Source organism: Pseudomonas aestuarii, from assembly GCF_027988105.1.
In the GTDB taxonomy this organism is placed as follows: Bacteria; Pseudomonadota; Gammaproteobacteria; order Pseudomonadales; family Pseudomonadaceae; genus Aquipseudomonas; species Aquipseudomonas aestuarii.
This window is the reverse complement of the sequence record NZ_JAQJZJ010000007.1, coordinates 224095-249835: the sequence shown is the minus strand read 5'-3', so window position 1 is coordinate 249835 and position 25741 is coordinate 224095. Positions and strand designations below refer to the sequence as shown.

25 protein-coding genes are annotated in these 25741 nt (G+C 63.5%); 9 read left to right on the top strand and 16 right to left on the bottom strand.

The window, feature by feature from the left end:
* Nucleotides 1-70: 70 nt before the first annotated feature.
* The gene (locus tag PH586_RS16280; protein WP_271348811.1) at nucleotides 71-289 is read right to left on the bottom strand and encodes a hypothetical protein; all 219 of its coding nucleotides are present in this window, start codon (nucleotides 287-289) and stop codon (nucleotides 71-73) included.
* Nucleotides 290-363: 74 nt separating this feature from the next.
* A complete protein-coding gene (locus PH586_RS16275) occupies nucleotides 364-510 on the bottom strand; it encodes a lmo0937 family membrane protein (RefSeq protein WP_271348810.1) in 147 nt (48 codons plus the stop codon).
* Between the two features lie 514 nt (nucleotides 511-1024).
* Between PH586_RS16275 and PH586_RS16270 the strand changes: the two genes are divergently transcribed.
* Complete coding sequence (locus tag PH586_RS16270) at nucleotides 1025-1585, top strand: lipid-binding SYLF domain-containing protein (RefSeq protein ID WP_271348809.1); 561 nt, start codon at nucleotides 1025-1027, stop codon at nucleotides 1583-1585.
* 225 nt (nucleotides 1586-1810) lie between these two features.
* Here PH586_RS16270 and PH586_RS16265 read toward each other — a convergent pair whose 3' ends face one another.
* Complete coding sequence (locus PH586_RS16265) at nucleotides 1811-2035, bottom strand: DUF3820 family protein (protein WP_271348808.1); 225 nt, start codon at nucleotides 2033-2035, stop codon at nucleotides 1811-1813.
* Between the two features lie 175 nt (nucleotides 2036-2210).
* On the opposite strand from PH586_RS16265, the gene PH586_RS16260 reads away from it, so the two are divergent.
* Nucleotides 2211-2582, top strand: coding sequence for a glutaredoxin family protein (locus tag PH586_RS16260; RefSeq protein WP_271348807.1), 372 nt, complete (start codon nucleotides 2211-2213; stop codon nucleotides 2580-2582).
* 91 nt (nucleotides 2583-2673) lie between these two features.
* Here PH586_RS16260 and codA read toward each other — a convergent pair whose 3' ends face one another.
* On the bottom strand, nucleotides 2674-3930 hold the full coding sequence (gene codA / locus PH586_RS16255) for a cytosine deaminase (RefSeq protein ID WP_271348806.1): 1257 nt from the start codon (nucleotides 3928-3930) through the stop codon (nucleotides 2674-2676).
* Between the two features lie 418 nt (nucleotides 3931-4348).
* Here codA and PH586_RS16250 point away from each other — a divergent pair, with 418 nt between their 5' ends.
* Nucleotides 4349-6850, top strand: coding sequence for a cation-translocating P-type ATPase (locus PH586_RS16250; protein ID WP_271348805.1), 2502 nt, complete (start codon nucleotides 4349-4351; stop codon nucleotides 6848-6850).
* Nucleotides 6851-6855: 5 nt separating this feature from the next.
* Here PH586_RS16250 and PH586_RS16245 read toward each other — a convergent pair whose 3' ends face one another.
* From PH586_RS16245 to PH586_RS16235, 3 genes are all read right to left on the bottom strand, one after another.
* Nucleotides 6856-7476, bottom strand: coding sequence for a DUF2238 domain-containing protein (locus PH586_RS16245; protein ID WP_271348804.1), 621 nt, complete (start codon nucleotides 7474-7476; stop codon nucleotides 6856-6858).
* Between the two features lie 134 nt (nucleotides 7477-7610).
* A complete protein-coding gene (locus tag PH586_RS16240) occupies nucleotides 7611-8213 on the bottom strand; it encodes a glutathione S-transferase family protein (protein WP_271348803.1) in 603 nt (200 codons plus the stop codon).
* 67 nt (nucleotides 8214-8280) lie between these two features.
* Nucleotides 8281-9447 (bottom strand): aminotransferase-like domain-containing protein, encoded by a 1167-nt coding sequence (locus PH586_RS16235; protein WP_271348802.1) that lies wholly within the window; start codon nucleotides 9445-9447, stop codon nucleotides 8281-8283.
* A gap of 94 nt (nucleotides 9448-9541) precedes the next feature.
* Between PH586_RS16235 and PH586_RS16230 the strand changes: the two genes are divergently transcribed.
* From PH586_RS16230 to PH586_RS16220, 3 genes are all read left to right on the top strand, one after another.
* Nucleotides 9542-9997 (top strand): MarR family winged helix-turn-helix transcriptional regulator, encoded by a 456-nt coding sequence (locus PH586_RS16230; protein WP_271348801.1) that lies wholly within the window; start codon nucleotides 9542-9544, stop codon nucleotides 9995-9997.
* Between the two features lie 140 nt (nucleotides 9998-10137).
* Nucleotides 10138-10752, top strand: a complete 615-nt coding sequence (locus PH586_RS16225) for a LysE family translocator (RefSeq protein WP_271348800.1) — start codon at nucleotides 10138-10140, stop codon at nucleotides 10750-10752.
* The gene (locus PH586_RS16220) at nucleotides 10753-11949 is read left to right on the top strand and encodes a benzoate/H(+) symporter BenE family transporter (RefSeq protein WP_271348799.1); all 1197 of its coding nucleotides are present in this window, start codon (nucleotides 10753-10755) and stop codon (nucleotides 11947-11949) included. It begins immediately after the preceding gene.
* Between the two features lie 89 nt (nucleotides 11950-12038).
* Here PH586_RS16220 and PH586_RS16215 read toward each other — a convergent pair whose 3' ends face one another.
* Together PH586_RS16215 and PH586_RS16210 are read right to left on the bottom strand one after the other, a co-directional pair.
* The gene (locus PH586_RS16215; protein ID WP_271348797.1) at nucleotides 12039-14006 is read right to left on the bottom strand and encodes a multicopper oxidase family protein; all 1968 of its coding nucleotides are present in this window, start codon (nucleotides 14004-14006) and stop codon (nucleotides 12039-12041) included.
* Nucleotides 14007-14528: 522 nt separating this feature from the next.
* Nucleotides 14529-15290 (bottom strand): SDR family oxidoreductase, encoded by a 762-nt coding sequence (locus tag PH586_RS16210; protein ID WP_271348796.1) that lies wholly within the window; start codon nucleotides 15288-15290, stop codon nucleotides 14529-14531.
* A gap of 225 nt (nucleotides 15291-15515) precedes the next feature.
* On the opposite strand from PH586_RS16210, the gene PH586_RS16205 reads away from it, so the two are divergent.
* On the top strand, nucleotides 15516-16523 hold the full coding sequence (locus PH586_RS16205) for an NADP-dependent oxidoreductase (RefSeq protein ID WP_271348795.1): 1008 nt from the start codon (nucleotides 15516-15518) through the stop codon (nucleotides 16521-16523).
* Between the two features lie 141 nt (nucleotides 16524-16664).
* On the opposite strand, the gene PH586_RS16200 is transcribed toward PH586_RS16205, so the two are convergent.
* The 4 genes from PH586_RS16200 to PH586_RS16185 all read right to left on the bottom strand — a co-directional run bounded on the left by PH586_RS16200 (nucleotide 16665) and on the right by PH586_RS16185 (nucleotide 22585).
* Nucleotides 16665-19733, bottom strand: coding sequence for an efflux RND transporter permease subunit (locus tag PH586_RS16200; protein WP_271348794.1), 3069 nt, complete (start codon nucleotides 19731-19733; stop codon nucleotides 16665-16667).
* Complete coding sequence (locus tag PH586_RS16195) at nucleotides 19730-20761, bottom strand: efflux RND transporter periplasmic adaptor subunit (RefSeq protein ID WP_271348793.1); 1032 nt, start codon at nucleotides 20759-20761, stop codon at nucleotides 19730-19732. The genes PH586_RS16200 and PH586_RS16195 overlap by 4 nt, the downstream gene beginning before the upstream one ends.
* A 100-nt stretch (nucleotides 20762-20861) precedes the next feature.
* Complete coding sequence (locus PH586_RS16190; protein ID WP_271348847.1) at nucleotides 20862-21641, bottom strand: ABC transporter permease; 780 nt, start codon at nucleotides 21639-21641, stop codon at nucleotides 20862-20864.
* 11 nt (nucleotides 21642-21652) lie between these two features.
* A complete protein-coding gene (locus PH586_RS16185) occupies nucleotides 21653-22585 on the bottom strand; it encodes an ABC transporter ATP-binding protein (protein ID WP_271348792.1) in 933 nt (310 codons plus the stop codon).
* A 263-nt stretch (nucleotides 22586-22848) separates the two neighbouring features.
* On the opposite strand from PH586_RS16185, the gene PH586_RS16180 reads away from it, so the two are divergent.
* Nucleotides 22849-23736 carry a DNA-3-methyladenine glycosylase family protein gene (locus PH586_RS16180; RefSeq protein ID WP_271348791.1) on the top strand — a complete coding sequence of 296 codons (888 nt, stop codon included), beginning with the start codon at nucleotides 22849-22851 and terminating at the stop codon, nucleotides 23734-23736.
* 6 nt (nucleotides 23737-23742) lie between these two features.
* Nucleotides 23743-24240 carry a methylated-DNA--[protein]-cysteine S-methyltransferase gene (locus tag PH586_RS16175; protein ID WP_271348790.1) on the top strand — a complete coding sequence of 166 codons (498 nt, stop codon included), beginning with the start codon at nucleotides 23743-23745 and terminating at the stop codon, nucleotides 24238-24240.
* A 7-nt stretch (nucleotides 24241-24247) separates the two neighbouring features.
* Here the strand turns inward: PH586_RS16175 and PH586_RS16170 are convergent, their stop codons facing one another.
* The 3 genes from PH586_RS16170 to PH586_RS16160 all read right to left on the bottom strand — a co-directional run bounded on the left by PH586_RS16170 (nucleotide 24248) and on the right by PH586_RS16160 (nucleotide 25672).
* A complete protein-coding gene (locus tag PH586_RS16170; protein ID WP_408636968.1) occupies nucleotides 24248-24802 on the bottom strand; it encodes a histidine phosphatase family protein in 555 nt (184 codons plus the stop codon).
* Between the two features lie 13 nt (nucleotides 24803-24815).
* Complete coding sequence (locus PH586_RS16165; RefSeq protein WP_271348789.1) at nucleotides 24816-25007, bottom strand: PLD nuclease N-terminal domain-containing protein; 192 nt, start codon at nucleotides 25005-25007, stop codon at nucleotides 24816-24818.
* A gap of 119 nt (nucleotides 25008-25126) precedes the next feature.
* Entirely contained in the window at nucleotides 25127-25672 is a 546-nt protein-coding gene (locus PH586_RS16160) for a 1,2-dihydroxy-3-keto-5-methylthiopentene dioxygenase (protein ID WP_271348788.1), read from the bottom strand.
* Between the last annotated feature and the right edge of the window lie 69 nt (nucleotides 25673-25741).

The window sequence follows — 25741 nt, the reverse complement described above, 5'->3', positions numbered from 1 at the left end:
ACATTCGGCGGGTACCTGGACAGCTTCCGAGTTGCAGCCCGCCCTGGAGAAATCGGACGCCTTGCCAACGTTACTTTTTACCGCGCGCAACCAGCAACAGCCCACCCAGCACGATCCCCCCGATACCGGCCCAGAGGGGGATGTTGACCCATCGTTTTTCAGCCATTTCCATATGCAGCGGGCCCATGTCGACCTGATGGGTCTCTTTGGTGTAGCTAAAGCCGCCATAGCCGAGTGCCAAGGCACCCGCAACTATCAGCACCAGCCCGAGCATTTTCAGTCCGTCCATCTGTCGCCTCCGGTAAACAGTAAGTGAGCTGCGCCGGCTGGAACCTCCTCCGGCGCTACTCGGGATTGGATGGATTACAAGCGTCGGCCCTGGATGACCCGGAACAGTAAGACCACGACGGCCACAACCAGCAGAATGTGGATGAGCCCGCCCATGGTGTAAGACGTAACCAGTCCAAGCACCCACATGACCAACAAGACAATCACAATGAACTCGAGCATAGCGGCGTCTCCACTAGCCTACTGGCAGTAACCTGCAAGCCGTCAGACTGAGCGCGATAGCCGAACCGCGTCTGTACGATAACGCACGCACGACACTTGTGAGTGGCTCCAGCAGCAGCGGCATGGAAACGCCCCGGACATGACCAGGCAGGTATACCGGTACGCTCACGTGTGCGGCGAGCGCCAGCTGTAATTGACTATCCGTCATGAGGGTACGCTGGCGCACAGAGAAGCGCTGGGCACTCGCGCATCCTGCAAGGCGGTGGTGGGGCCCGGAGCGCCTTTGGGTAGTCGGTCATCACGATGAGATGGCTGAAAGCAACAGCAGGTCTGGCCGCCCGACAGCGAACTAATCGCTGAGGTAAGTGGCCGGTTCTGGCGTTTCGCCAATTGTCGAGGGCAACCTGGGGCAGGAGCGTGAGGCAAGGATGCAGCCGCACCACTAGACGCACATGCGGGCCCGCGCAATCGGGTTCGTCATACCCTGTCTATTTTGCTAGTCGTGGAGTCAACCATGAACATCTCTCTGAAACGCTTCCTCCCGATCGCCCTCGTAGCCTTGTCATTGCTATCTGCCGGTGCGCTGAACTATGCCAGCGCCGCCACCGCGGAAGATCTGAACACGGACGCCCGACAAGCACTGCAGACCCTCTATAAATCCCAGCCATTGGCAGAGAAGCTCTCGCAGACGGCCAAGGCGGTGCTGGTGTTCCCGAATATCGTCAAAGCCGGCCTCGTATTCGGCGGCAGCTACGGCGAGGGGGTACTGATGAGGGGGGGAGAAATTGAAGACTACTACAACTCCGTAACCGGCTCCTGGGGGTTGCAGATAGGTGCCCAGTCCTACGGATATGCGGTGTTTCTGATGAGCGATAAAGCCATCGCCCAGTTGCGCGAGAGCAAGGGCCTGGAAATCGGTGTTGGACCGACCGTTGTCGTGGTCGACGAGGGGATCGCGAAGAATCTGTCGACATCCACGCTGCAGGAAGACGCCTATGCATTTATCTTCGATCAGCAAGGGTTGATGGCCGGCGTCAGTATTGAAGGAACGAAGATCTCGAAAATCCGCCGCTAAGCTCGACTGCAATGGCCTGTTCCCCCCATTGGCCATTGCAGCTATTAGCGAGCACAAACAGACGCAGACCAACTCGACGCGGAACGGCCAGGCCTGCCGTGACTGGCCGTTTGAGCAACGCTGGCACTTGGCGTAACCGCGCGGTATTGGGTCGAGCGCTACGCGGAGCTATACCGGTGACGCTGATATCAGCCGCTGCCCCTCCCCACCTTACCGTCCCGTCCACTACTGCCTGCGTGGCGTCTGGCGCAATGGATCGAGTAACGACGACAGGCCGTTGTGATCGATTTCCTGCATCAACTCCAGCAGGCGACCAATTTCTCCTTTGGGAAAGCCCTCGCGGGCGAACCAGTTGAGGTAGCGGCCAGGCAGGTCGGCGATCAAGCGGCCTTTGTATTTGCCGAAAGGCATTTCGCGGGTCACCAGCAGTTGCAGGTCTTCGGGCTTCATTGGGCGCTCTGGTTCATGGGTGCTGATGGGCAAGGTGACTCGGGCATAGGGGCAATTATGCCTAAAGGCGGCCCTGACTGGGGCTAAAGCCCCGGCAGGCGACCAACGCACAGGCCGACAGCGACAAACTCGGGTAAGCTTGCCCCCGCCATTTTCTACCCAGGGTTGTCACGCAATGCTTATCAAGGCACTCAGAATCGGTCTCGGCCAGTTGATCGTGTTTCTCGACTTCATCACCCGCCCGCGCAAGCTCAAGCGCGCGCCTGCCGCGCAGGCCGCAGTCGCGCAAGCCGCAACAGGCCTGGCGCTGTACCAGTTTCATGCTTGCCCATTCTGCGTAAAGACCCGCCGCACCCTGCACAAACTCAACGTACCGATCACCCTGCGCGACGCCAAGAACGACGACCAGCATCGCCAAGCCCTGCTGGAGCAAGGCGGCAAGATCAAGGTGCCGTGCCTGCGCATCGAGGACAACGGCCAGAGCACCTGGCTGTACGAGTCCAAGGCGATCATTGCCTACCTGAACGAGCGCTTCGCGGCGGCCTGACGCCCCGGATCACCGCTCGTACCACGAGGCGGCCCGAAACAGCCCTGGCACCTGGTCATAGGATCAACCCGGGACATTCGAGCTGCTGGGGCTATCGCCCTGCCCCGGACGCGTTGACGCGCACCACCTGCGCCGGTGTGCGACGCATCAATACCTGGCCGGCGCGGACCGACACCAGGGCATGGCCCTGGCTGCGCAGCATTTCGTAATCGCTGGCGGCGGACAGAATCAGCAAGTTGCCCGGGCGCCCCACTTCGATGCCGTAGCCCTCCCCCAGGTTGAGGGTTTTTGCGCTGTTGTCGGTGACCAGGTCGAGCGAGCGCTGCAGATCCTCGAAACCAAGCATGTGGCAGATGTGCAGGCCGGCCTCGAGGATGCGCAGGATGTTGCCGTTGCCAAGCGGATACCAGGGGTCGACGATCGAATCCTGGCCGAAACAGACATTCAGCCCGGCGCGGTCGAGTTCGGCGACGCGAGTCAGCCCGCGGCGCTTGGGATAGACATCGAAACGGCCCTGCAGGTGGATGCTCTCGGTCGGGCAGGAGACGAAGTTGATCTGCGACTGCTTGAGCAGGCGGAACAACTTGGAGCAGTAGGCGTTGTCGTAGGAGCCCATGGCGGTGGTATGGCTGGCCGTGACCCGCGCGCCCATGCCGCGCACCCGCGCCTCTTCGGCCAGTACCTCGAGAAAGCGCGAGTGCGGATCGTCGGTCTCGTCGCAATGCACATCCACCAGGCAACCACTGCGCTCGGCCAGGTCCATGAGGAACTTGATCGAGCTGACCCCCTGTTCGCGGGTGTTCTCGAAATGCGGGATACCGCCCACCACATCGACGCCCAGTGCTACGGCCTGCTCCATCAGCGCGCGGCCATTGGCGTAAGACTCGATGCCCTCCTGGGGAAAGGCAACGAGCTGCAGGTCGATCAGGTGACGGGTTTCCTCGCGCACCTCGAGCAAGGCCTTGAGCGCTGCCAGGGTCGGGTCGGTGACGTCGACATGGCTGCGCACGTGCTGGATGCCGTGGTCGACCAGCATGTCGATGGCCTTGCGCGCCCGCTGCTTGCTGTCCTCGTGAGTGACCAGAGCCTTGCGTTCGGCCCAGAGCTCGATGCCTTCGAACAGGGTGCCACTGAGGTTCCAGTTCGGCTCGCCAGCCGTGAGAGCCGCGTCGAGGTGGATATGCGGCTCGACGAATGGCGGCACCACCAGGTTACCGGCTGCGTCCAGTTCATCCGCTGCGGCGACCAACTCCTGCGCCTGCGCAACTATGGCGGCGATGCGCGTGTGCGCCAGCTCGATGCGAAACAGGCCGCTGCGGCCGCGCAGACGCGCATTGACGATATGCATGGGTATCTCCAGGTGTAGGCACAGATCCAGCCGTAGACTAACAGGCCCTCGGCTGCGCAGGCCGAGGAACGCAGCTCAACAAGATCACGGCATGCAGGGCTGGTCGTCCTGCCCTGCCCGGCAATGGCGAGCATTGCCATCCAGCTCAAGGCAATTTGCCGTGATCTGCTCATGGTGTTCAATCGCCAGGCGGAGCATTCGCAACCTGCGGATTCTCCACTTTTCCGGCGGCTTATCCATAATTGATACACGCCGATGGTATCGAGTAGCGCTTGGCAATCGATCGGTGCGGGTTTTTACATGGCTATCTAGCCTTTTACGCGCAAGCATAGGGCGGATCGACGCGGCCGAGCGTGGTCAACAGCGGGCCACCCGACAATCAGCCGAATGGAGCGAAAGGCAGCATGCAGGGGAACCGATGAGTATCGAACTGCCGAGCGGACTCAGCCAGCAGCAGGCCGCCGCCCGCCTCAGCGCCGAAGGCCCCAATGAGCTGGGCACCGATCAGCGTCGCAACTTGCTCAGCATCGCCGTTAGCGTGCTGCGCGAGCCGATGTTCCTGCTGTTACTCGGTGCAGGGGCGATTTACCTGACCATGGGCGACCCACGTGAGGCGTTGATCCTGCTCGGGTTCGTGTTCATCATCATTTCCATCACGGTGCTTCAGGAACGCCATACCGAGCGTGCCCTGGAGTCTCTGCGCGACCTTTCAAGCCCCAGAGCCCTGGTGATCCGGGACGGCAAACCCGTGCGCATAGCCGGGCGTGAAGTGGTGCGCGAGGACATCCTGATGCTCGCCGAGGGCGACCGCGTGCCCGCCGACGGCCTGCTCTTGCAGGCGCATGAACTGGCCGTTGATGAATCGATGCTCACCGGAGAGTCCGCGGCGGTGGCCAAGTTTGCCGATGGCAGCGAGGTATTCGCCGGCACCTTGGTCGTCCGCGGGCAAGGCCTGATCCAGGTCAGTGCGATCGGCAAAGCCACCCAGATCGGTCATATCGGCCAGTCATTGCAGGACATCTCCCTGCAGTCGGCCCCGCTGCAGGCTGAAATCGCGCGACTGACTCGGCGGCTGGCGGTTATCGGGGCCGGCTTGTGCGTATTCTTGACCTTGCTCTATCAGCTGTTGCGCGGCGGCTGGCTGGAGGCGCTGCTGGCCGGCATCACCCTGGCCATGGGCATCCTGCCGCAGGAACTGCCGGTGATCATGATCGTCTTCCTGGCTCTCGGCGCGCGCAGGATCGCTCGCCATCAGGTCCTCACGAGACGCCTGAGCAGCATCGAAACCCTGGGACAAACCAGTGTGCTGTGCGTGGACAAAACCGGCACGCTGACGCACAACCGCATGCAGGTGGCGGCCCTGTGCGTCGCTGGCGAGGTTCTCGACGTCGACACGCTGACGTCCGCGGCGCTGCCGGAAGAATTCCACGAACTGCTCGAATACGCAGTGCTGGCCAGCGAAATCGAACCGCATGACCCGATGGAGCAAGCCTTTCACCGCTTCGCCCATGACTACCTGGCCAATACCGAGCACCTGCATCCGGATTGGCTGCTGGTGCGCGAATACGAACTGTCACCGGCTCAGCTGGCGATGTCGCACCTGTGGCAGGAGCATGCCGCCGAACCGGCGTTCGTCGCCACCAAGGGCGCGCCGGAGGCGATTGTCGACCTCTGCCACCTGTCTCCAGGCGACTGCCAGCAGGTACTGCAACAGGCCGAACAGCTGGCCGAACGCGGCCTGCGGGTACTCGGCGTGGCAAAGGCGCGCCATCCACCGGGTCCACAATGGCCGGAGATCCAGCATGACTTTGCCTTGCAGTACATCGGCCTGCTCGGGTTGGCCGACCCGCTGCGCGACGACGTGCCTGCGGCCATCGCCGAGTGCCAGCGCGCCGGTATCCGCCTGGTGATGATTACCGGCGATCATCCGCGCACCGCACGAGCCATTGCCGCCGCAGCCGGCATCGCCAGCACAAGGGTGTGCAGTGGCAGGGAGCTGGCCGCGATGGATGCCTCCCAACTGGCCGACTGCCTGCGCTCGACCAGCGTCTTTGCCCGGGTCAGCCCGCAGCAGAAACTGGCACTGGTGGAGAGCCTCAAGGCCAGTGGTGAGGTGGTGGCGATGACCGGCGACGGGGTCAATGATGCGCCAGCGCTCAAGGCCGCCCACATCGGCATCGCCATGGGCAAGCGCGGCACCGATGTGGCGCGCGAAGCGGCGGCGCTGGTGCTGCTCGACGACGATTTCAGCGCCATAGTTGCGGCCATCCGGCGCGGCCGGAAGATCTTCGCCAACCTGCGCCAGGCACTGATCTATACCATCGCCGTGCATATGCCGATTATCGGCCTGAGCCTGATGCCCGTGCTGCTGGGATTGCCCTTGCTGCTGGCGCCGATTCACATCGCCCTTCTCGAACTGCTGATCAACCCGGCCTGCTCGATCGTGTTCGAGGCCGAGAATGGCCGTGGCGAGCCAATGCGTCAGCCACCACGCGCACTGCACGAACCGCTGGTGAGCATGCGCCACATCGCACTGGGCATGCTCCAGGGTCTCGGCGTCAGCCTCGTGGTGGTGGCCCTGTATCACAGCGGGCTGGCCAATGGCATGGCGCAGGATGTGGCCCGCGGTTTGGCCTTCATTACCCTGGTGGTGGCCAATACCGGGCTGATCCTCGCCAACCGTTCGCCCGTACAGGGTTGGCGATCGATGTTGTTGGGGCTGTCCCGGGTTGGCGGATGGGTGCTCGCCGGCACCCTGGCGATGTTGCTGTTGGTGACCGCCATCACGCCGCTGGCTCGGGTTTTTGCTTTCCAGCCCGCCTCGATCGAGCAGTGGTTAGTGGCCTTTGCCTACGGCGCCGCACTGCTGCTGTACTTCGAAATAGCCAAGATCGGCATGCGGCTCGGACTAAAACGCTGAGCGTTTCAACACCGCCCAGCCGGTTCTTGCGACGGCCCTAGCGCGAGCAGCAGCAACATACTCAAGGCACCCAGCATGGCCAATCCGGAATCCTTCTGGGCATCCCATTCGTCGCCTTGAGTACCCAGGAAGGCCGAACCCAGTTCCGGGCTGACCAGCACGGCCGCGAGCATTTCCACCTGTTCGTAGAATGCGCTCATGGCCATCACCACGGCGAGGCTGAGGATCGCCAGCCACCTGCCGGCGAGCCTGGCCGAACGCTGCAGTAATTCCCGCAGCGGATAGACCAGCAGCAAGCCAAAGGAAAAGTGCACCAGCCGGTCGTAGTGGTTGCGGCCCAGAGCAAAGGCATCCTGAAACCAAAAGCCGAGGGGCGTTTGCGAGTAGGTGTAATGGGAGCCATACAGGTGCATGCCCATGAACAGGGCGAACAGCCAATACGCCGTCAGGGAAAAGGCAAAGCGTCGATAGGTCGCCAGCAACAAGCCGGCGAAAAAGAACACCAGCAGGTTCTCCAGCAACCAGTCCTCGCGACTCAAGGGGTTGATCGCGGCCCACAGCCAGATCAGCAGGAGCATGACGACGATCAGCGCCAACTGGATTTTGCGACTGGGGGTTTCGATCATGGGCGGCGTCACTCCGGACGGTTGCCGCCAAGGTGGCTGGCATTGTGTCAAAGCAGTCGACTGCTCGACCTGCCTGGAACTTTAGCAGCCCGGCGAAACATGTTGCGTGCATCGAGTAGATGCGGGACGCCTGGTTACCCCAGCATGCTCACATGCTGCGGATGGCTGGCCACCCGATCGAGCCAGGTGCGAATGGCCGGATAGGGGCCGAGGTCGAAGCCGCCCTCATCGGCCACATGGGTGTAGGCGTACAGCGCGATATCGGCGATCGAATACTGCTCACCGACCAGGTAAGCGGTGCGCTGCAGCTGCCGCTCCATCACCTTGAGCGCCTTGTGCCCGCGCACATGGCACTCCTCGTACTCCTTGCGCCGCGCCTCGGGCAGGCCCTGGTAGAGCTGGATAAAGCGTGCCACGGCGATGTAGGGCTCGTGGCTGTACTGCTCGAAGAACTGCCACTGCAGCACCTGGGTGCGCAGGCGCGGCTCGCTGGGCAGAAACTCCGTGCCGTCGGCGAGGAAGTTGAGAATCGCATTGGACTCCCACAGGCAGGTGCCATCCTCCAGCTCCAGCACCGGAATCTTGCCGTTGGGGTTCTTGGCCAGGAAGGCCTCGCTCTGGGTTTCGCCCTTGAGGATGTCCATGGCCACCCACTCATGGGCAATACCCAGCAGGTTGAGCATCAACTTGACCTTGTAGCAGTTGCCCGACCGGGTATCGCCGTAGACCTTGTACATTGCCCTGCTCTCCCTTCATTCGTCTGTCATATGCACCGTTGCCGCGTGGCGAGGCCGCACGACTGGATCAAGCCGCCAGGTTGGCCTGCGCTTCGCGGATCACTCCGGCCAGGCGCTTGAGGCCTTCGTTCAAGCGCGCCGGGGCGATATGGCTGAAGTTAAGCCGCATGTGCCCCGGATGCCGGTCCGGGTCGATGAAAAACGGCTCTCCCGGCATGAAGGCAACGTTCTGCGCCAGCGCCGGCTCGAGCAAGGTGCGCGTATCCAGCGGCTGCTTGAGGGTCAGCCAGAAAAACAGGCCACCCTGGGGAATCTGCCAATCGGCCAGATCGCCGAAGTGCTCCTGCAACACCACTTGCATGGCGTCGCGGCGGATGCGGTAGAAGTCGCGCAATTCGGCCAGATGCTCACGGTAGTGACGGGTGCCCAACCATTGCAGGGCCTGCCACTGGCCGACGCGGTTGGTGTGCAAATCCGCCGACTGCTTGAGACGCAGCAGATAGGGGAACAGATCCGGGGTGGCGATCAGGTAACCGACGCGTAGCCCCGGCAACAGGGTTTTCGACACGGTGCCGGTATAGATCCAGCTGGCCTTGTGCAGGCGGCTGACAATTGGCGTGGCGCTGCCCTCGTCGAACACCAGCTCGCGGTAGGGTTCATCCTCGATCAGGGTCACGCCGAACTCGTCGAGCAAGGCCGCCACCGCATCGCGCTTGGCTTCGCTGTAGCGCACCGCCGAAGGGTTCTGGAAGGTCGGAATCAGGTAGGCAAAGGCCGGCTTGTGCTGTTCCAGGCGCTGACGCAGGGCGTCGATCTGCGGGCCATCGGCTTCCTGCGGCACGGCGATGCAGTCGGCGCCGAACAACTGGAAGGCCTGCAAGGCGGCCAGATAGGTCGGCGCCTCGAGCAATACTTCGGTACCCGGATCGATAAACAGTTTGCTGGCCAGGTCCAGGGTCTGCTGCGAACCGCTGACGATCAGCACCTGGGTGGCATCGCAGGGTACGCCGAGGGCGCGGGCCTCCTCGGCGATGGCCTCGCGCAATTCCGGCTCGCCTTCGCTCATGCCGTACTGGCCCATGCTGGTCGGCATATCCGCCCATTCGACCTTGGGCAGCATCGGCTCGGCCGGCAGGCCACCGGCGAACGACATCACTTCCGGGCGCTGCGCCGCGGCGAGAATTTCACGGATCAAGGAGCTTTTCAGGCGGGCAACGCGTTCGGAGAAGGCCATGGAGACACCGGTAGCAAAGGCTAATAAAAATAGGTCAAACTGTTTGACCGAAATTACGATACCCCGACCCAATACGTCAACAGGCTTGACCTTAATGCTTGACCTCAAGAACGTCACCACCCAGCAAGCCGCCATGGAGGCCTTCTTCTTCGGTTACCAGGCGTTCACCGCCAAGGCCGACGAGATGCTGGCGCGTCGCGGTTTGTCGCGCGTGCACCACCGCATTCTGTTTTTTATCGCCAAGTACCCCGGGCTGAGCATGAAGGAACTGCTGGCCTACCTGGGGGTGAGTAAGCAGGCGCTGAATACGCCGCTGCGCCAGTTGCTGGAAATGGGCCTGGTGGAGAGCCTGGCGGCCGAGGACGACAAGCGCAAACGCCTGCTCGGCTTTACCGCCGAAGGGGCCAAGCTGGAACTGGCCCTGCGCCGCGAGCAGGCCAAGTTGCTGCAGCGGGCCTTTGGCGAAGTCGGTGAAGAGGCCGTACAGGGCTGGCTCGAGGTCAATCAGGCTCTGGGCAACAGCTATCAGGGCGGCTCGGCGCAAGGTTAAAACGCCTTGTGCAGGGCAACTGTACCGCCCGCCTCAGCGCACGGCTGCCAACTGTACTACCCATTGCCTGCCCCGCTGTACCGCGACGCACGGCACAACTGCCCTTAGGCTGAGCAGCACAGACCCCGAGTGCCGCCACCATGACCACTGAACTGCTGATCGCCTTTATCGCCTTCGCCTTCGTCACCTCGGTGACGCCGGGGCCGAACAACATGATGCTGCTCGCCTCCGGGGTGAACTTCGGCATGCGCCGCAGCCTGCCGCATATGTTCGGAATCAGCCTGGGTTTCATGCTGCTGGTGATGGCGGTGGGCTTGGGCCTCGGCCAGGTGTTCGAACAGGTGCCGATGCTCTACAGCGTGCTGCGTTATCTGGGCGCGACCTATCTGCTCTACCTGGCCTGGAACATCGCCCACGCCGGTGCACCGGACAGCCAAGCTCAAGCCAGCGGCAAGCCATTCAGCTTCCTCCAGGCCGCGGCGTTTCAATGGGTCAACCCCAAGGCCTGGGTGATGGCCATCGGCGCCATCACCACCTATACCCCGCAGGACAATTTCGTGGTCAATGTGCTGCTGATCGCGGCGCTGTTCGCCCTGGTCAACTGCCCCAGCGTCGGCCTCTGGACCATGGCCGGCAGCCTGCTGCGCAACTGGTTGAGCAATCCACGGGTGCTGCGCGGCTTCAATATCGGCATGGCCCTGCTGCTGGTGGCCTCGCTGTACCCGATTCTCGCCGACGTCAATGGAGTCCTGTAGATGAGCGAAGCGGTCCAGACACGCCTGCGGCCACTGGCCGACACCTCGACCTCGGCGGTAGTCGCCGGCTTCATCGCCATGCTCACCGGCTACACCAGTTCACTGGTGCTGATGTTCCAGGCCGGCCAGGCCGCCGGCCTGAGCAGCGGGCAGATTTCCTCATGGATCTGGGCGCTGTCGATCGGCATGGCGATCGGCTCCATCGGCCTGTCGCTGCGCTACCGCGCGCCGGTGATGATCGCCTGGTCGACGCCCGGCGCGGCGCTGCTGATCAGCAGCCTGCCGGGGGTGCCTTACGGCGAGGCGATCGGTGCCTATATCCTCGCCTCGGGGCTGATCGTGCTGATCGGCCTGACCGGCAGCTTCGACCACATCATGCGGCGTATCCCCGCCTCAATCGCCGCCGCCTTGCTGGCCGGGGTGCTGTTCAAGATCGGTCTGGAGATCTGCGGCGCCGCCGAGCAGCAGCCGCAGCTGGTGGTGGCGATGCTGCTCGCCTACCTGCTGGGCAAACGCCTGCTGCCGCGTTATGCGGTGCTGGCGGCGCTGATCGTCGGCTGCCTGCTGGCTGGGTTGTTCGGTCTGCTGGATTTCAGCGAGTTCGAGCTGCAACTGGCCACCCCGGTATGGACCACGCCGAGCTTCTCACTGGCCGCGGCGATCAGCATCGGCATCCCGCTGTTCATCGTCGCCATGGCCTCGCAGAACCTGCCAGGCATCGCCGTGCTGCGTGCCAACGGCTACCAGGTGCCGGCCTCCAAGCTGCTCACCAGCACCGGCCTGCTCTCGATCCTGCTGGCGCCCTTCGGCTCCCATGGCATCCATATGGCGGCCATCAGCGCGGCGATCTGCGCCGGCCCCGAGGCCCATGAAGACCCGAAAAAGCGCTATACCGCGGCCATCTGGTGCGGCCTGTTCTACGGTATCGCCGGGATCTTCGGCGCCACCCTGGCCGCGCTGTTCACCGCCCTGCCCCAGGCGCTGATCCTGTCGATCGCGGCGCTGGCGCTGTTCGCCTCGATCATCGGCGGCCTGACCCAGGCCATGAGCGAACCCAAGGAACGCGAGGCGGCGCTGATCACCTTCCTGGTCACCGCCTCGGGCATGAGCCTGTTCTCGGTCGGTTCGGCGTTCTGGGGCATAGTCGCCGGTCTACTGTGCCTGGCGATCCTCAATGGCGGTCGGCAGTCTGCCTGAACGGCCCTGGCCGCTGACAAGGGCGCACCGTCGGACCTGAAAAGCTCCGACGGCCTGCTCGAGGCGATGGCACGAGCTACCGCCTCACGCTAATAGGGCCCCGGGCCTACATGGAAGGGCCGCATCATCTCGTGATCCTCGTGCGAGAGGATGTGGCAGTGCCAGACATAGCGCCCCGGCTTGTCGAATCGCGCCCGGATCCGGGTGACTTCGCCCGGCAGCGCCGCCACCATATCGCGACGGGTCTGCTCCTGGGGCTCGGGCCCGCGGGGCTGGCCGACCAGCTTGATGTCCTCCAGTCGATAACCCTCGCCGAGACTGCCATCGTGCTGCAGCAAGGGCTGCTCGATCAGTTTGGCCTTGAACGGCTGGCGGTCGAGAATTTCAAAGTGCACCAGGTGCAGGTGAATCGGATGGGCGTCACCGGTGGCGTTGTAGATTTCCCAGATTTCACTGGTATCCAGGGCGGGATTCTCGGTGATCGGGCTGTGCCAGGCCAGCGCACCGTTGACCCAATTGCCGGCGACATCCATGACCGGCTCGGCGGTACCCAGCAGCGGTTGCAGGCGGCCGTACTGATCGGTCCCTTCGAATAGCGCCAGCTTGCGCGTCAGGCTGGCGTCCGTGCCCGGCGCACCGCCACCCAGCCAGCTGCCGTGAGCTATCCCGGTGTCCGCTCTGGACGACAGCGGCAGCATGACATCGAAGGCCATGACGCGGTCGGTCCGGCGGTCCGGGAACAGGTCTTCGCGCTTCGGTTCACTGCCGCCGAAGGGCGCATCGCCGAGTAGATTCTCGATGATCACCCGGCTGCCCCAGGGCACCGCCTTGAAGTCGATGACCAGATCCAGGCGTTCGCCAGGGGCGAAATCGACCGCCTCAACCTCAGCGGCTGTCTGTCGCAGGCTCTGATCGGAGCCGATGACCTGAAACGGCAGGCGCACACCCTCGGACGGATCGCTACCCCAGCCTGCGACCACCTTGAAGCACAGGCGCATGAAGCGACTGTCGCAGCCATTGAGCAACCTGACCCGGTATTGGCGTTGTTCGACCTCGTATCGAGGCCAGATGACGCCGTTGACCAGCATATGGTCGCCGAAGAACTCGGCCAGGGCAGTCGGACCGCCATCCGGGAAGAGTTCCTCCGGCAACTCGGCCTCCTCCTCGTCGATGAATTCGCTGTAGAACGGATCGCCGGGGAAGGCAGGATAGAAGAGTTCGCCGGTGTGGCGGAACATCCGGTCCTGAACTGCGAAGCCCAGTTCATAGGGTGGTGCGGGCAACCCTAAAGGATTGCCCGGCAAGCCGGAGTCGTCGGCATCGCGCAGGATCAGGAAGCCGGCCAGGCCGGCATAGACATTCAGGCGGGTGATGCCCAGGGCATGATCGTGATACCACAGGGTACCGGCCACCGGGTTCCAGTCGGGCCCGCCGTAGCTATAGGTGCGGGCCTCCCAGCGCGGCCCGGTAACCTTGAAGCGCGGCGAGAAGAAATACTCGGGATTGCCGTCGAACGGACTGTCGTTATGCCCACCGTGCACATGGGTGACTACGGGCACACCGTCCGTGACGATCCCGCGGTGCTGGTAACCGGCCAGCGAATAGGCCCAGTGCAGGCTGCCGTCGACCGGCAGCAGATGGCTCAGCGGCAAGGCGCCGTCGATCAGATCATTTTCCCAGGTCACCTCCAGCGGCGCCGCACTGGCCGCCAGTTCGAGGGTGCGTCCCGGCCAGCTAACCGGACCATTGTGCGGACCGTAGCCCCAGATACGGGTTACCACGGGCTGGCCATTCGCGCCCAACAAACCGGTCAGCTGTAGCGCCTCAGCCACGCGGATACGCAGCTTGCCGCTGCTCGCTGCGTATCTGAATTGCGGATCCAGGGCATTGGGCGCCAGGTTGACGAACAGTGGCTGGGCCGCCGGATCGGATAGACCGGCGGCCAGTATTGCCGCATGGCTGCTGTGACTGCGCAACAGTGCCAGGGGAATACTGGCAGTCAGCCCGGCCGCCATTGCCGAACGAATGCTGAGTGTGAGGAAGTCTCGCCGTTGCATACAAATCACCTCGGTTTGGCAACGCTGCCGTTTGGAAAACGGCGGCTCGATATCGAGGACGAGCAATGGCGAACCCAGACGAAACGGTGACAGCTGCGCTAGTACTCGCGTCTCAGGGTACGAAGTATCAAGCAATAAGTAGGCCGATCGGATTTATGACTTACAAATCAAAGCATCTGCTCAATAGCGAGGTGCTCGACAAAGCGATTTGTAATGTCGACTTAACAAGATGGCGGCGTACTCGCCGAACCTGTCGCAGTGGCTATACGCTCGTGCAGCCGGCACCCGCCCCCCGCCAGCCGATGCATACACAACCATCGTCGAGGCCATAGACCTTCGACGGGCCGGGCCCGGCTTGGATTGGCTTAGCTTGGCGAATGATCCAGCCACGAGGGCTTGGCTTGCCGTTGCTGGATATTTTCGACGCAAACGCAGACGCCCCGAACCAGTCGGGGCGTCTGTGCTGCCAGGTCGCTGATTCCGGCGCCTCTCAAGCAGTCTGCCCGAGGCGCCTTTGCGCAATCAGATCGCCGTGGCCCCGCCGTCCACCGCCAGGGCATGGCCGGTGGTGAAGGCGGCACCGTCGCAGCACAGGTAGAGTACCGCGGTGGCGATTTCCTCGACCTTGCCGATGCGCCCGACCGGGTGCATGGCGGCGGCGAACTCGCCCTTCTTCGGATCGGCCTCATAGGCGCGGCGGAACATGTCGGTGTCGATCACCGCCGGGCACACCGCGTTGACGCGGATCTTCTTCTTCGCGTATTCCACCGCCGCCGACTTGGTCAGACCGATGACCGCGTGCTTGGAGGCGCTATAGATGCTCATCTTCGGCGCGGCGCCGAGGCCGGCGACCGAGGCGGTGTTGACGATGGCGCCGCCACCCTGAGCCAGCAGCAACGGGATCTGGTGCTTCATGCACAGCCACACACCCTTGACGTTGACGCCCATGAGGGCGTCGAACTCGGCCTCGGTGCCCTCGGCCAGCTTGCCCTGTTCGATCTCGATGCCGGCGTTGTTGAAGGCGTAGTCCAGGCGGCCGTAGGCGGCTACCGTGGCGTCCATCAAGGCCTTGACCTCGGCATCACGGGTCACGTCGCAACGCACGAAGGTGGCCTGGCCACCGGCGTCGCGGATCAGTCCGGCAGTGCCCTCGCCGCCCGCCACGTCGACATCGGAAACCACTACCTTGAGGCCTTCGTTGGCGAAAGCCAGGGCGGTCGCACGACCAATACCGGCAGCGCCGCCGGTGACCAGGGCAACCTGGCCGGAAAAGCTCAAACTCATCTTAGTGTCCTCACAAGGAGTGAAAGTCTGCGCCGAGTCTAGTCAGGGCCGCGCCTGGCACGACAGCTCTATTCGAACAGCGGTTATGGCTCCATGCAAAATAATGATTAAGCCCCCATACCGCTATCAGCCGAATGGATTAACCGCCATTCGGCCCCAGGGCAAACCTTGCCCATCGGGGCGGCAGGGGCTATCACAGGTCTTTCCGTTCAATGAGTAACCACCATGACCGCCACGCTCAACCGCCAATTCCTCCTCGCCCAACGCCCCGTCGGCCTGCCCAGCCGCGACACCTTCAGCTACGTGGAAACGCCGCTCGGCGAGCCCGGCCCCGGAGAGATTCTGGTCAAGAACCTTTACCTGTCCCTCGATCCGGCCATGCGCGGCTGGATGAACGATGCCAAATCCTATATCCCGCCTGTCGGCATCGGCGAAGTGATGCGCGCCCTCGGCGTCGGCCAGGTGATCGCCTCGCAACACCCGGATTTCGCCGTCGGCGACCACGTCAACGGTGCCCTCGGCGTGCAGGACTACTTCCTCGGCGAGCCCAAGGGCTTCTACAAGGTCGACCCCAAGCGCGCGCCGCTGCCGCTGTACCTGTCGGCGCTGGGCATGACCGGCATGACCGCCTACTTCGCCCTGCTCGATGTCGGCGCGCCCAAGGCCGGCGAAACCGTGGTGATTTCCGGCGCCGCCGGCGCAGTCGGCAGCATTGCCGGACAGATCGCCAAGCTCAAGGGCTGCCGTGTGGTCGGTATCGCTGGCGGCGCCGACAAGTGCAAGTTCCTGATCGACGAGCTGGGCTTCGACGGGGCCATCGACTACAAAAACGAAGAGGTGGTTGCCGGTCTCAAGCGCGAATGCCCGAAGGGTGTGGACGTGTACTTCGACAACGTCGGTGGTGACATTCTCGATGCCGTGCTCACCCGCCTGGCCTTCAAGGCGCGAGTAATCATTTGCGGCGCCATCAGCCAGTACAACAGCAAGGAAGCGATCAAGGGTCCGGCCAACTACCTCAACCTGCTGGTCAACAGCGCGCGCATGGAAGGCATGGTGGTGATGACCTACGCCCCGCGCTTCGCCGAGGCGGCTGCAGAGATGGGTGGCTGGCTGGCCAGCGGCAAACTGAAGTCCAAGGAAGACATCGTGGTCGGCCTGCAGACCTTCCCGGAAACCCTGCTCAAGCTGTTCAGCGGTGAGAACTTCGGCAAGCTGGTGCTCAAGGTCGAGTAACCGCGACCAGCAATGAAGGCGCCGATAAGCGCCAGGGCGCTAAGCCGTAGGGTGGACTCAGGAGCGCAGCGAACAGTCCACCGTCACCAGCAGCAGCAATGGCGTACTGCTTCGCGAGTACGCCCTACGACGTGAGTTACCCTACGCCGTGGCGGTCTCTGCTTGTTCCTGCCTGATCGGCCGCCAGCGGCGCAGCAGCATGTACAGGGTCGGAATCACGAACAGGGTGAAGAAGGTGCCCACCAGCAGGCCGCCGACGATCACCAGGCCGATCTGCTGACGGCTTTCCGCCCCCGCGCCGCTGGCGATGGCCAGGGGCAACGAACCCAGGACCATCGCCCCGGTGGTCATCAGAATCGGCCGCAGGCGCTGCACCGAGGCGTCTATCACCGCGCCACGCAGCTCCTGGCCCTGACGCAGCAGCACGTTGGCGAATTCGACGATGAGGATGCCGTGCTTGGTGATCAGGCCGATCAGGGTCACCAGGCCGATCTGCGAGTAGATATTCAGGGTGCCGCCGAACAGGGTCAGCGCCAGCAAGGCGCCGGCCATCGACAGCGGTACGCTGAACAGAATGATCAGCGGATCGCTGAAACTCTCGAACTGCGCCGCCAGCACCAGGAAGATGAAGGCCAGGGCCAGGGCGAAGATCAGCGCGATGCCGGCGCCGGACTCCTTGAAGTCACGCGAGGTGCCGGTGAAGTCGTATTGGGTTTCCGGCGGGAATACCGTGCGCGCGGCGCTTTCCAGGTAGTCCAGGGCTTCACCCAGGGTGTAGCCGGCACCGACGTTGGCGCTCACCGTGACCGCCCGCAACTGGTTGAAGTGATTGAGTTCGCGCGGCGCCACCGTCTCGCGCACCTCGATCAGGTTGGACAGTTGCACCATGCTGTCGTCACGCCCGCGTACATAGACGCGGTCGAGATCCTGCGGGTTGCTGCGGTCGACGTCCTGCAACTGCACCAGCACGTCGTACTGCTCGCCGTTCTGCTTGAAGCGGGTCACCTGGCGGCTGCCGAACAGGCTTTCCAGGCTGCGGCCGATGGTCGCCACGTCCGTGCCGACCGCGACCGCCTGTTCGCGGTTGATCGTCACCTTGAGCTGCGGCGCGTTCAACTTCAGATCGCTGTCCGGGCTTTCCAGGCCAGGGTAATCGCGCAGGCTGTTCAACAGCTGATCGACGTAGCCCTGCAGCTCGGCGTACTCCATCGAGGAGCGGATCACGAAGTTGACCGGCTGATTGCGCGCGCTCTGCCCGAGCGGTGGCCGATTGACCGGAAAGGCCCGAAACCCGGCGATCTCCTGGAACTTGGGCAGCAGCTCGTTGCGGATCTCGAACTGGCTGCGCGAGCGATCGCCCCAGTCTTCCAGCTTCATGAAGGAAATACCCTGAGCCACGGTGGGGAAACCGGCGATCACCATGTAGCGGTTGGTCTCCGGGATGCTCTCGTAGGCCGCCTCGATCTGCCGCGCATAACGCCCGGTGTAGCCGATGGTGGCGCCGTCCGGGCCGTTGAACACGCCGATGATGGTGCTGGTGTCTTCGGTGGGCGCCAGTTCCGACTTCAGGCCGGCGAACAGCAGCAGGCAGGCCAGCAGGGCCAGCACCAGCACCCCCAGCACCAGCCACCAGGCGGCCAGGGCGCGGGCCAGCAAGCGCTTGTAGCCATGGGTCAGGCCGGTGAGGAAATCCTCGATCAGGTTGTACAGGCGGTTGTGCCGCTCGCCGGCCTGGTGCGGTTTGAGCAGCAGCGCGCACATCATCGGGGTCAGGGTCAGGGCGACGAAACCCGAGACCAGCACGGCTCCAGCCAGCGTCCAGGCGAACTCGGTGAACAGCTTGCCGGTGCTGCCTTGCATGAAACCGATGGGGGTGAACACCGCGGCCAGGGTCAGGGTCATGGCGACCACCGCGAAGGCGATCTCGCGGCTGCCCTTGAGCGCCGCCTGCACCGGGGCCATGCCCTCTTCGATATGCCGATGGATGTTCTCCAGCATGACGATGGCGTCGTCCACCACCAGACCGATCGCCAGCACCATGGCCAGCAAGGTCAGGGTATTGATGGTGAAGCCCATCACGCTCATCAGGGCGAAGGCACCGATCAGCGACACCGGGATGGTCACCAGCGGAATGAGGGTGGCGCGCAGCGAACGCAGGAAGATGAAGATGATCAGGATGACCAGCGCCACCGCTTCCCAGATGGTGATGAAGACGTTGTCGATCGACTCGCGAATGAACAGCGAGCTGTCGTGGGCCACCACCAGGTGCATGCCGTCCGGCAGCAGGGTACGCACCTCCGGCAGGGCCGCACTCAAGCCGTCGGAGATATCCAGCGGGTTGGCCGTGGCCTGCTTGATCACCCCCATGGACACCGCCGGGCGGCCCTTGAAGCGCACGATGCTGCGCTCGCTCTGCGGGCCTATCGTGGCATAGCCGACATCGGCCAGGCGCAGCAGGTAGCCCTGCGAGTCATCGAGAATCAGCTGATTGAATTGCTCCGGGGTATTCAGGTCGGTTTCCGAGAGCACGGTGAATTCGCGCTCTTGCGACTCGATACGTCCGGCGGGAATCTCGACGTTCTGCCGGCGCAGGGCGTCTTCGACGTCCTGCACGGTGAGGTTGTGCGCGGCGAGTTTTTCCGGGTCGAGCCAGATGCGCATGGCCAGGGTGCGGCCGCCGCGGATCTGCACCTCGGCGACGCCGGGGATGGTCTGCAGGCGGTCCTTGATCACCCGCTCCAGCACATCGGTGATCTCCATGGCGCTGTAGCGTTCGCTGTAGGACGCCAGCCAGATCACCGGCTGGGCATCGGCCTCGACCTTCTGCACGATGGGCTCGTTGATCTCGTCCGGCAGCAACCCGCGCACCCGGCCGAGGCGGTCGCGGACGTCGTTGGCCGCCTCGTCGCTGTTGGCGCCCAGCTTGAACTGGGCAGTGATCTGGGTGTTTTCCGAACGGCTGATGGAACTGACGAAATCCAGCCCCTCGATGCCCGAGAGCACATCCTCGATCGGCTGGGCGACCTGGGACTCCATGATTTCCGGACTGGCCCCGGGATAGCCGACGCTGACCGTGACGATGGGCACGTCGATGTTCGGGTATTCGCGCACGCTCAGGCGCTGATAGGCCATCAGGCCGAGCAGCACCACGATCAGCGACAGCACGGTGGCGAACACCGGCCGGCGGATGCAGATATCCGACAGCGTCATGGCTGGCGCTCCACCACCCTGGTGCGCACCGCCATGCCCGCGCGTACCTTCTGCCAGCCGGCGCTGATCAGCTCCTCATCGCCATCCAGGCCCTCGCGCACCTCGACCTTGCCGTCCAGGCGCTTGCCCAGCGTGACCTCGCGCTGCTCGACCTTGCCGTCCACCACCAGGTTGACCAGCAGGCGGTCGCCGACCGGCATCACCGCCTCCTCGGGGATCACCAGGGCCTCGGGCCGTTCGGCGAGGATCACCGTCACCCTGACGAACTGGCCGGGGCTCAGGCGTCGATCGGGGTTAGCAATATGGGCACGCACCGCCTGGCTGCGCCCGGCTTCATCCAGACGCGGGTTGATCGCGTAGATCTCGCCCCTGAAGCGCTCGCCCGGATAGGTATCCAGGCTGATCTCGATCAGTTGGTCCAGACGAATCTGACTGACGGCTTTTTGCGGAATGCGGAAGTCGACCTTGAGCGGATCGAGCACCTCCAGGTTGACGATGTCCTGGCCAGCCTCCAGATAATCGCCCGGGCTGACATGGCGCAGGCCCAGGACGCCGTCGTGGGGTGCATGAATGCGGGTCTTGTCCAGGCGCGCCTGGGCCAGCGCCAGACTGGCGCGGGCGGCTTGCTGCTGGGCGCTGGCTTCATCCAGTGCCTGGGCATTGCTGGCGCCGCGCTTGAACAGCATCTGCGCGCGCTGATAATTTTTTTCCGCCAGATTCAGATTGGCCTGGGCCTGGGCCCGCTCGGCACGGGCAATCGCATCGTCCAGGCTGACCAACAGCGTCCCGGCCGTGACGGCCTGGCCTTCGCGGAAATGCAGCGCGGCCAGACGCCCTTCGATTTCCGGACGGATCATCACCGACTCATCGGAGCGCAGCGAGCCGAAGGTGATCAGCTCGTCGCGCACCAGGGCCTTCTCCACCGGCACGACTTCGACCAGGGGGCCTTCGGCCGCATGAGCCACTGGCCAAACGGCCGAGAGAAGCAACAGCGCTGCCACGAATAGAGCGCGCGGACGGGCAGACATGGACAACCCCCAGTAATTCCATAGCGGCTGAGTCTAACGGCCTCGCCGCGCGCTTCAGCCGTTCGAGATGTTTCCCGATATTATTTTCAATAAATACTCGCTACTGCCGCATGCCGCGCCCGCTGATCAGCAGGCGAATGCACACGCCATAGAGCACCGCGGTGGCTATCAGCATGAAGCCGACGGCGACACCGATGCGAATGTCCGACACGCCGAGAATGCCGTAGCGAAAGGCATTGACCATATGCAGGACCGGGTTGACCAGCGACAGGGTCTGCCAGAACGGCGGCAGCAGGCTGATCGAGTAGAACACCCCGCCCAGGTAGGTCAGCGGCGTCAGGACGAAGGTCGGGATGATCGAGATGTCGTCGAAGTTGCGCGCAAATACCGCATTGATGAAGCCGCCCATGGCGAAAATGGTCGCGGTCAGCAACACCACCAGCACGGTCACACCAAGGTGATGCACCTGCAGGTGGGTGAAGAACAGCGACAACAGAGTGACGATCAGGCCTACCGCCAGCCCGCGTATTACCCCGCCGGCCACGTAGCCGATGAGAATGATGTGCGGCGACACCGGCGAGACCATCAGCTCCTCGATCGAGCGCTGGAACTTGCTGCCGAAGAAGCTCGACACCACGTTGCCGTAGGAGTTGGTGATCACCGACATCATGATCAGCCCCGGCACTATGTATTCCATGTAGCTGAAGCCACCCATCTCGCCGATCCGCTGGCCGATCAGGTTGCCGAAGATGACGAAGTACAGAACCATGGTGATCGCCGGCGGCAGCAGGGTCTGCGGCCAGATGCGGGTGAAGCGGCGGATCTCGCGGTAGACGATGGTGCGCAGGGCCACCATGTTGGCGGCGAACTCGGAATTCAGATAAGCCGTGCTCATACCGCCTCCTTGGCCAGGTTCTTCTCGACCAGGGAGACGAACAGCTCCTCCAGGCGATTGGTCTTGTTGCGCAAGCTGAGCACCTCGATGTTCTGCCGCGCCAGTTGGCGGAACAGTTCGGTAATGCCCTGGCTCTTGTCGATTTGCACTTCCAGGGTGTGATGATCGAGCAGGTGCGCCGGGTAGCCGATCAGCTGCGGCGGCACCAGCAGCGACTCCTTCAGGTCGAGCAGAAAGGTCTCCACGTGCAGCTTCTTCAGCAGCGTCTTCATGCTGGTGTTCTCGACGATGCGGCCGTGATCGATGATGCCGATGTTGCGGCACAACTGCTCGGCCTCCTCCAGGTAATGGGTGGTGAGGATGATGGTGATGCCCTGCTGGTTGAGCTCGGTGAGAAAACTCCACATCGAGCGACGCAATTCGATGTCGACGCCTGCGGTCGGCTCATCGAGGATCAGCAAGCGTGGCTGGTGGACCAGGGCGCGGGCGATCATCAAACGGCGCTTCATGCCGCCGGACAGTTCGCGCGAGGGCACATCGCGCTTGTCCCACAGCCCCAACTGGTTGAGGTACTGCTCGGCACGCTCCTTGGCGATGCGCGCGGGAATGCCGTAATAACCAGCCTGGGTCACGACAATGTCGAAGACCTTCTCGAACTGGTTGAAATTGAACTCCTGCGGCACCACGCCCAGGCAGCGCTTGAGCGCCGCCGGCTGCTGGTCCAGATCATGGCCAAACACATTGACCGTGCCGCTGGTCTTGGTCACCAGGGTCGAGAGAATGCCGATGGTGGTGGATTTGCCGGCGCCATTGGGGCCGAGCAAGGCGAAGAAATCCCCTTCGGCGACATCCAGATCGATGCCATGCAGAGCCTGGAAGCCATTGCCGTAGGTTTTGGTCAACTGCCGGATGGACAGAGCAGTACTCATAAAAAATGCACGCACCTGTAAAAAGAAGAAATCAAAAGATGGGGGCGGCGCCGCTCACTACAAGGGCAACGCGCAGCAAGTCTAGCGCCACAGCGCCGCCAATCGCAGCGTTATCGTGAGAAATTCTGGGTTGCCGGGAGTAAAGGCCTCGAACAAAAGCCAATCTGCAGCTCACGCTCGATGTGCAACAGCCAACGAGTACAGCGTCTTTGAAAGTCAGTTTGGCGCAGACAAGTGCTCGGCACCGGGGTTATCGTCCGGGCATGAATAACCCTGCGCAAACCACGCTGCTGCTGCCCTACCACGCCCCCTGGGATTGGCAGCAGTTCCACGACCATTTCGCCCTGCGCGCCCTGGCGGGGGTCGAACGGCTGAGCCACGAGCGCTATTGCCGCAGTTTCCGCCTGGCAGACGTCAGCGGTTGGTTCAGCGTAAGCCCGCAGCCCGGGCATGACGCCCTGATCTTGAGCTACAGCGCCTCGGCCATCCCCTGCCTGGCCGAATTGCAGCAGCGGGTGCGACGCATGTTCGACCTGGATGCCGAACCGCAGCGCATCGGCCGACATTTCGCCCAGGATCCCTACCTGGCCACGCTGGTCGCGCGCAATCCAGGGCTGCGCCTGCCGACGGCCTTCGATCCGTTCGAGCAGGCGGTGCGGGCCATCGTCGGCCAGCAGGTCACGGTAAAAGCTGCGGTGACCATCAGCGGGCGCCTGGTCACCCGCCTGGGCGAGCCGTTACCGGCGGCCTACGGCGCAGGCGTCGACCGCCTGTTCCCCAGCGCCGCGGCCATCGCCGGCGCCGACCTGACGGGCATCGGCATGCCGGGTAGGCGCGTACAGACGCTGCAGCACTTCGCCGGGCTGGTCGCCAGCGGCGCGTTGCACCTGGATCTGCGCCACGGCAGCGAAGGCCTGATCGAACGGCTCTGCGCCCTGCCCGGCATCGGCCCGTGGACCGCCGAATACATTGCCCTGCGCGCCTTTGGCGCAGCCGATGCTTTCCCCGCCAGCGACCTGGGCCTGCTCAAAGCGCCACTGTGGGGCGCTGACGGCATCGACGCCAGGCAACTCAAGGCCCGCGCCGAAGCCTGGCGACCGTGGCGCGCCTACGCCGCCGCCTACCTGTGGCACGACTACTCGCAGAGGTGAATAGCCATGTACTACCGCTACCACCACAGCCCCATTGGCCGCCTGCTGCTGGCCGGCGACGAAACCGGCCTGCAGCAACTGTTGATGGAAATCGACACCAAACCCTGGCGGATCGGTGAGCACTGGCAAACCGCTGCTGGCAAACTGGATGAGGTGTGCTGGCAACTCGACGACTATTTCGCCGGCCGCCGTCGGCGCTTCGAGCTGCGCCTGGCGCCGCACGGCACGGCTTTTCAACAGGCGGTGTGGCAGGCGTTGCAGGGTATCCCCTTCGGCCAGACCAGTAGCTACAGCGCCCTGGCCGCACAGATCGCCCGGCCCAAGGCGGTGCGCGCGGTCGGCGCAGCCAATGGTGCCAACCCTATTGCGGTGATCATCCCCTGCCACCGGGTAATCGGCCGCGACGGCAGCCTGACCGGTTATGCCGGTGGCCTGGCGCGCAAGGCGTTGCTGTTGAAGCTGGAAGGGGTGCAGTTACCGCAGCAGGCGACGCTGGCGCTTTGAGGGGCTGCTAGGGCGCCGGTATGCGCGCCAGCACCTGGGCCGGGACGTCGAGCGGCAAGGCCAGGATCAGGCCTTCGCCGGAGGCGGGATAGCTGCCGGTCAAGGCGCTGATATTCACCTGATGAGACACCAGCACCATGGGTGCACCGCGCGCCAGGCCATTGATCTGGGCGACCAGCTCCGCGGTCTGCCGGCTGGCGCGTGCGCGGTTGGCGAAGAAGGAATCCAGTGCCGGCAAGGGCTCGACCGTGCCTAGGTACATTTCCCGCGCCGTATCGCGCGCCCGGCACCAGCGGCTGCTGAACAGCCTGGGCTGCTCGATCCTCTTGCTGCGCAACAACGCACCCCAACGCCGGGACTCCTCTCGCCCCTGCTCGCTGAGGTTGCGCTGGGTGGTGCAATCGTCGAGCTGGAAATTCGCCGGATCACCGAAGCCCGGCGCGCTGGCATGGCGCAACAGCAACAGCGCGCGGCCCTCGCGCAGGGCATCCCATGCCTGGCTATCGCTGGCGTAGGCGGAACCGGGCAGGCTCAGCCAGGCCAGCAACACCCAGCCGAGCAGGTGGGCCGCGCCTCTAGAAACGCACGTTGCCACGCGGCCCCATCAGCGCCCAGATGATCAGACCGATCACCGGCAGAAACAGGATCAACAACACCCAGAGGACTTTCTTGCCGACCTCGGTGTTGCTTTTAACGATATTGATAATGGCCCAGATACTCAGAACCAGAATAACCAGGCCGACAAGGCCATTCAGTGTAGAACCCATGAGGACACTCCTGTGCGAAGGGTTGCCCATCTAGGATAGCCATCGAAGCCCGGAGTTCCGCAAGCATTATGTTGTTCGGGCCCTGCGGCGCAGAACGGTATCGGCCATCAAGCGGCGCATCAGTCATCCAGCCGCGGAAAACGGCTGGCGATCGCATCGCCGGTGAACTCGCCGACCCAGCCCTCAGTGTTGCCGAACAGGCGGATCATCACGAAGTGCGGATGCTCACCCATGTCGAACCAGTGCCGCGTGCCCGCCGGTACCGAGATCAGGTCACCCTTCTCGCACAACACGGCGAAGACGTAATCGTCTACATGCAGGCTGAACAGCCCGCTGCCCACCACGAAAAAACGCACTTCGTCCTCGGCATGCCGATGCTCATCGAGAAACTTGGCGCGCAGTTCGGCTTTGTCCGGGTGATCATCGCTCACGCTGATCACATCAACCGCGACATAGCCGCGCTCGCTCATCAGTTGCTCGATCTGCGGGCGGTAGGCGGCGATCACCTGATCCTGGCTGGAGCCAGGATCGAGCGGCGCCGAAGCCTGCCAGCGGTCGAAATGCACCCCGACGGCAGCCAGGGTGCTGGCGATATCTTCCAGGTGGGTCAGTACCTTGTTCGGCAAATCGGCAGAAGACTCGTGGTAGACGCTCAGGCTGCTCATGGTCAGAACTCTCGTTGGTTATCCGTAGACTGAGTAAAGGCACAGTGCGCGCCAGAACCCAATGACATC

Coding starts and splice junctions, on each gene's coding strand:
- PH586_RS16280 (WP_271348811.1), bottom strand. CDS start 289: ATGGACGGACTGAAAATGCTCGGGCTGGTGCTGATAGTTGCGGGTGCC.
- PH586_RS16275 (WP_271348810.1), bottom strand. CDS start 510: ATGCTCGAGTTCATTGTGATTGTCTTGTTGGTCATGTGGGTGCTTGGA.
- PH586_RS16270 (WP_271348809.1), top strand. CDS start 1,025: ATGAACATCTCTCTGAAACGCTTCCTCCCGATCGCCCTCGTAGCCTTG.
- PH586_RS16265 (WP_271348808.1), bottom strand. CDS start 2,035: ATGAAGCCCGAAGACCTGCAACTGCTGGTGACCCGCGAAATGCCTTTC.
- PH586_RS16260 (WP_271348807.1), top strand. CDS start 2,211: ATGCTTATCAAGGCACTCAGAATCGGTCTCGGCCAGTTGATCGTGTTT.
- codA (WP_271348806.1), bottom strand. CDS start 3,930: ATGCATATCGTCAATGCGCGTCTGCGCGGCCGCAGCGGCCTGTTTCGC.
- PH586_RS16250 (WP_271348805.1), top strand. CDS start 4,349: ATGAGTATCGAACTGCCGAGCGGACTCAGCCAGCAGCAGGCCGCCGCC.
- PH586_RS16245 (WP_271348804.1), bottom strand. CDS start 7,476: ATGATCGAAACCCCCAGTCGCAAAATCCAGTTGGCGCTGATCGTCGTC.
- PH586_RS16240 (WP_271348803.1), bottom strand. CDS start 8,213: ATGTACAAGGTCTACGGCGATACCCGGTCGGGCAACTGCTACAAGGTC.
- PH586_RS16235 (WP_271348802.1), bottom strand. CDS start 9,447: ATGGCCTTCTCCGAACGCGTTGCCCGCCTGAAAAGCTCCTTGATCCGT.
- PH586_RS16230 (WP_271348801.1), top strand. CDS start 9,542: ATGCTTGACCTCAAGAACGTCACCACCCAGCAAGCCGCCATGGAGGCC.
- PH586_RS16225 (WP_271348800.1), top strand. CDS start 10,138: ATGACCACTGAACTGCTGATCGCCTTTATCGCCTTCGCCTTCGTCACC.
- PH586_RS16220 (WP_271348799.1), top strand. CDS start 10,753: ATGAGCGAAGCGGTCCAGACACGCCTGCGGCCACTGGCCGACACCTCG.
- PH586_RS16215 (WP_271348797.1), bottom strand. CDS start 14,006: ATGCAACGGCGAGACTTCCTCACACTCAGCATTCGTTCGGCAATGGCG.
- PH586_RS16210 (WP_271348796.1), bottom strand. CDS start 15,290: ATGAGTTTGAGCTTTTCCGGCCAGGTTGCCCTGGTCACCGGCGGCGCT.
- PH586_RS16205 (WP_271348795.1), top strand. CDS start 15,516: ATGACCGCCACGCTCAACCGCCAATTCCTCCTCGCCCAACGCCCCGTC.
- PH586_RS16200 (WP_271348794.1), bottom strand. CDS start 19,733: ATGACGCTGTCGGATATCTGCATCCGCCGGCCGGTGTTCGCCACCGTG.
- PH586_RS16195 (WP_271348793.1), bottom strand. CDS start 20,761: ATGTCTGCCCGTCCGCGCGCTCTATTCGTGGCAGCGCTGTTGCTTCTC.
- PH586_RS16185 (WP_271348792.1), bottom strand. CDS start 22,585: ATGAGTACTGCTCTGTCCATCCGGCAGTTGACCAAAACCTACGGCAAT.
- PH586_RS16180 (WP_271348791.1), top strand. CDS start 22,849: ATGAATAACCCTGCGCAAACCACGCTGCTGCTGCCCTACCACGCCCCC.
- PH586_RS16175 (WP_271348790.1), top strand. CDS start 23,743: ATGTACTACCGCTACCACCACAGCCCCATTGGCCGCCTGCTGCTGGCC.
- PH586_RS16165 (WP_271348789.1), bottom strand. CDS start 25,007: ATGGGTTCTACACTGAATGGCCTTGTCGGCCTGGTTATTCTGGTTCTG.
- PH586_RS16160 (WP_271348788.1), bottom strand. CDS start 25,672: ATGAGCAGCCTGAGCGTCTACCACGAGTCTTCTGCCGATTTGCCGAAC.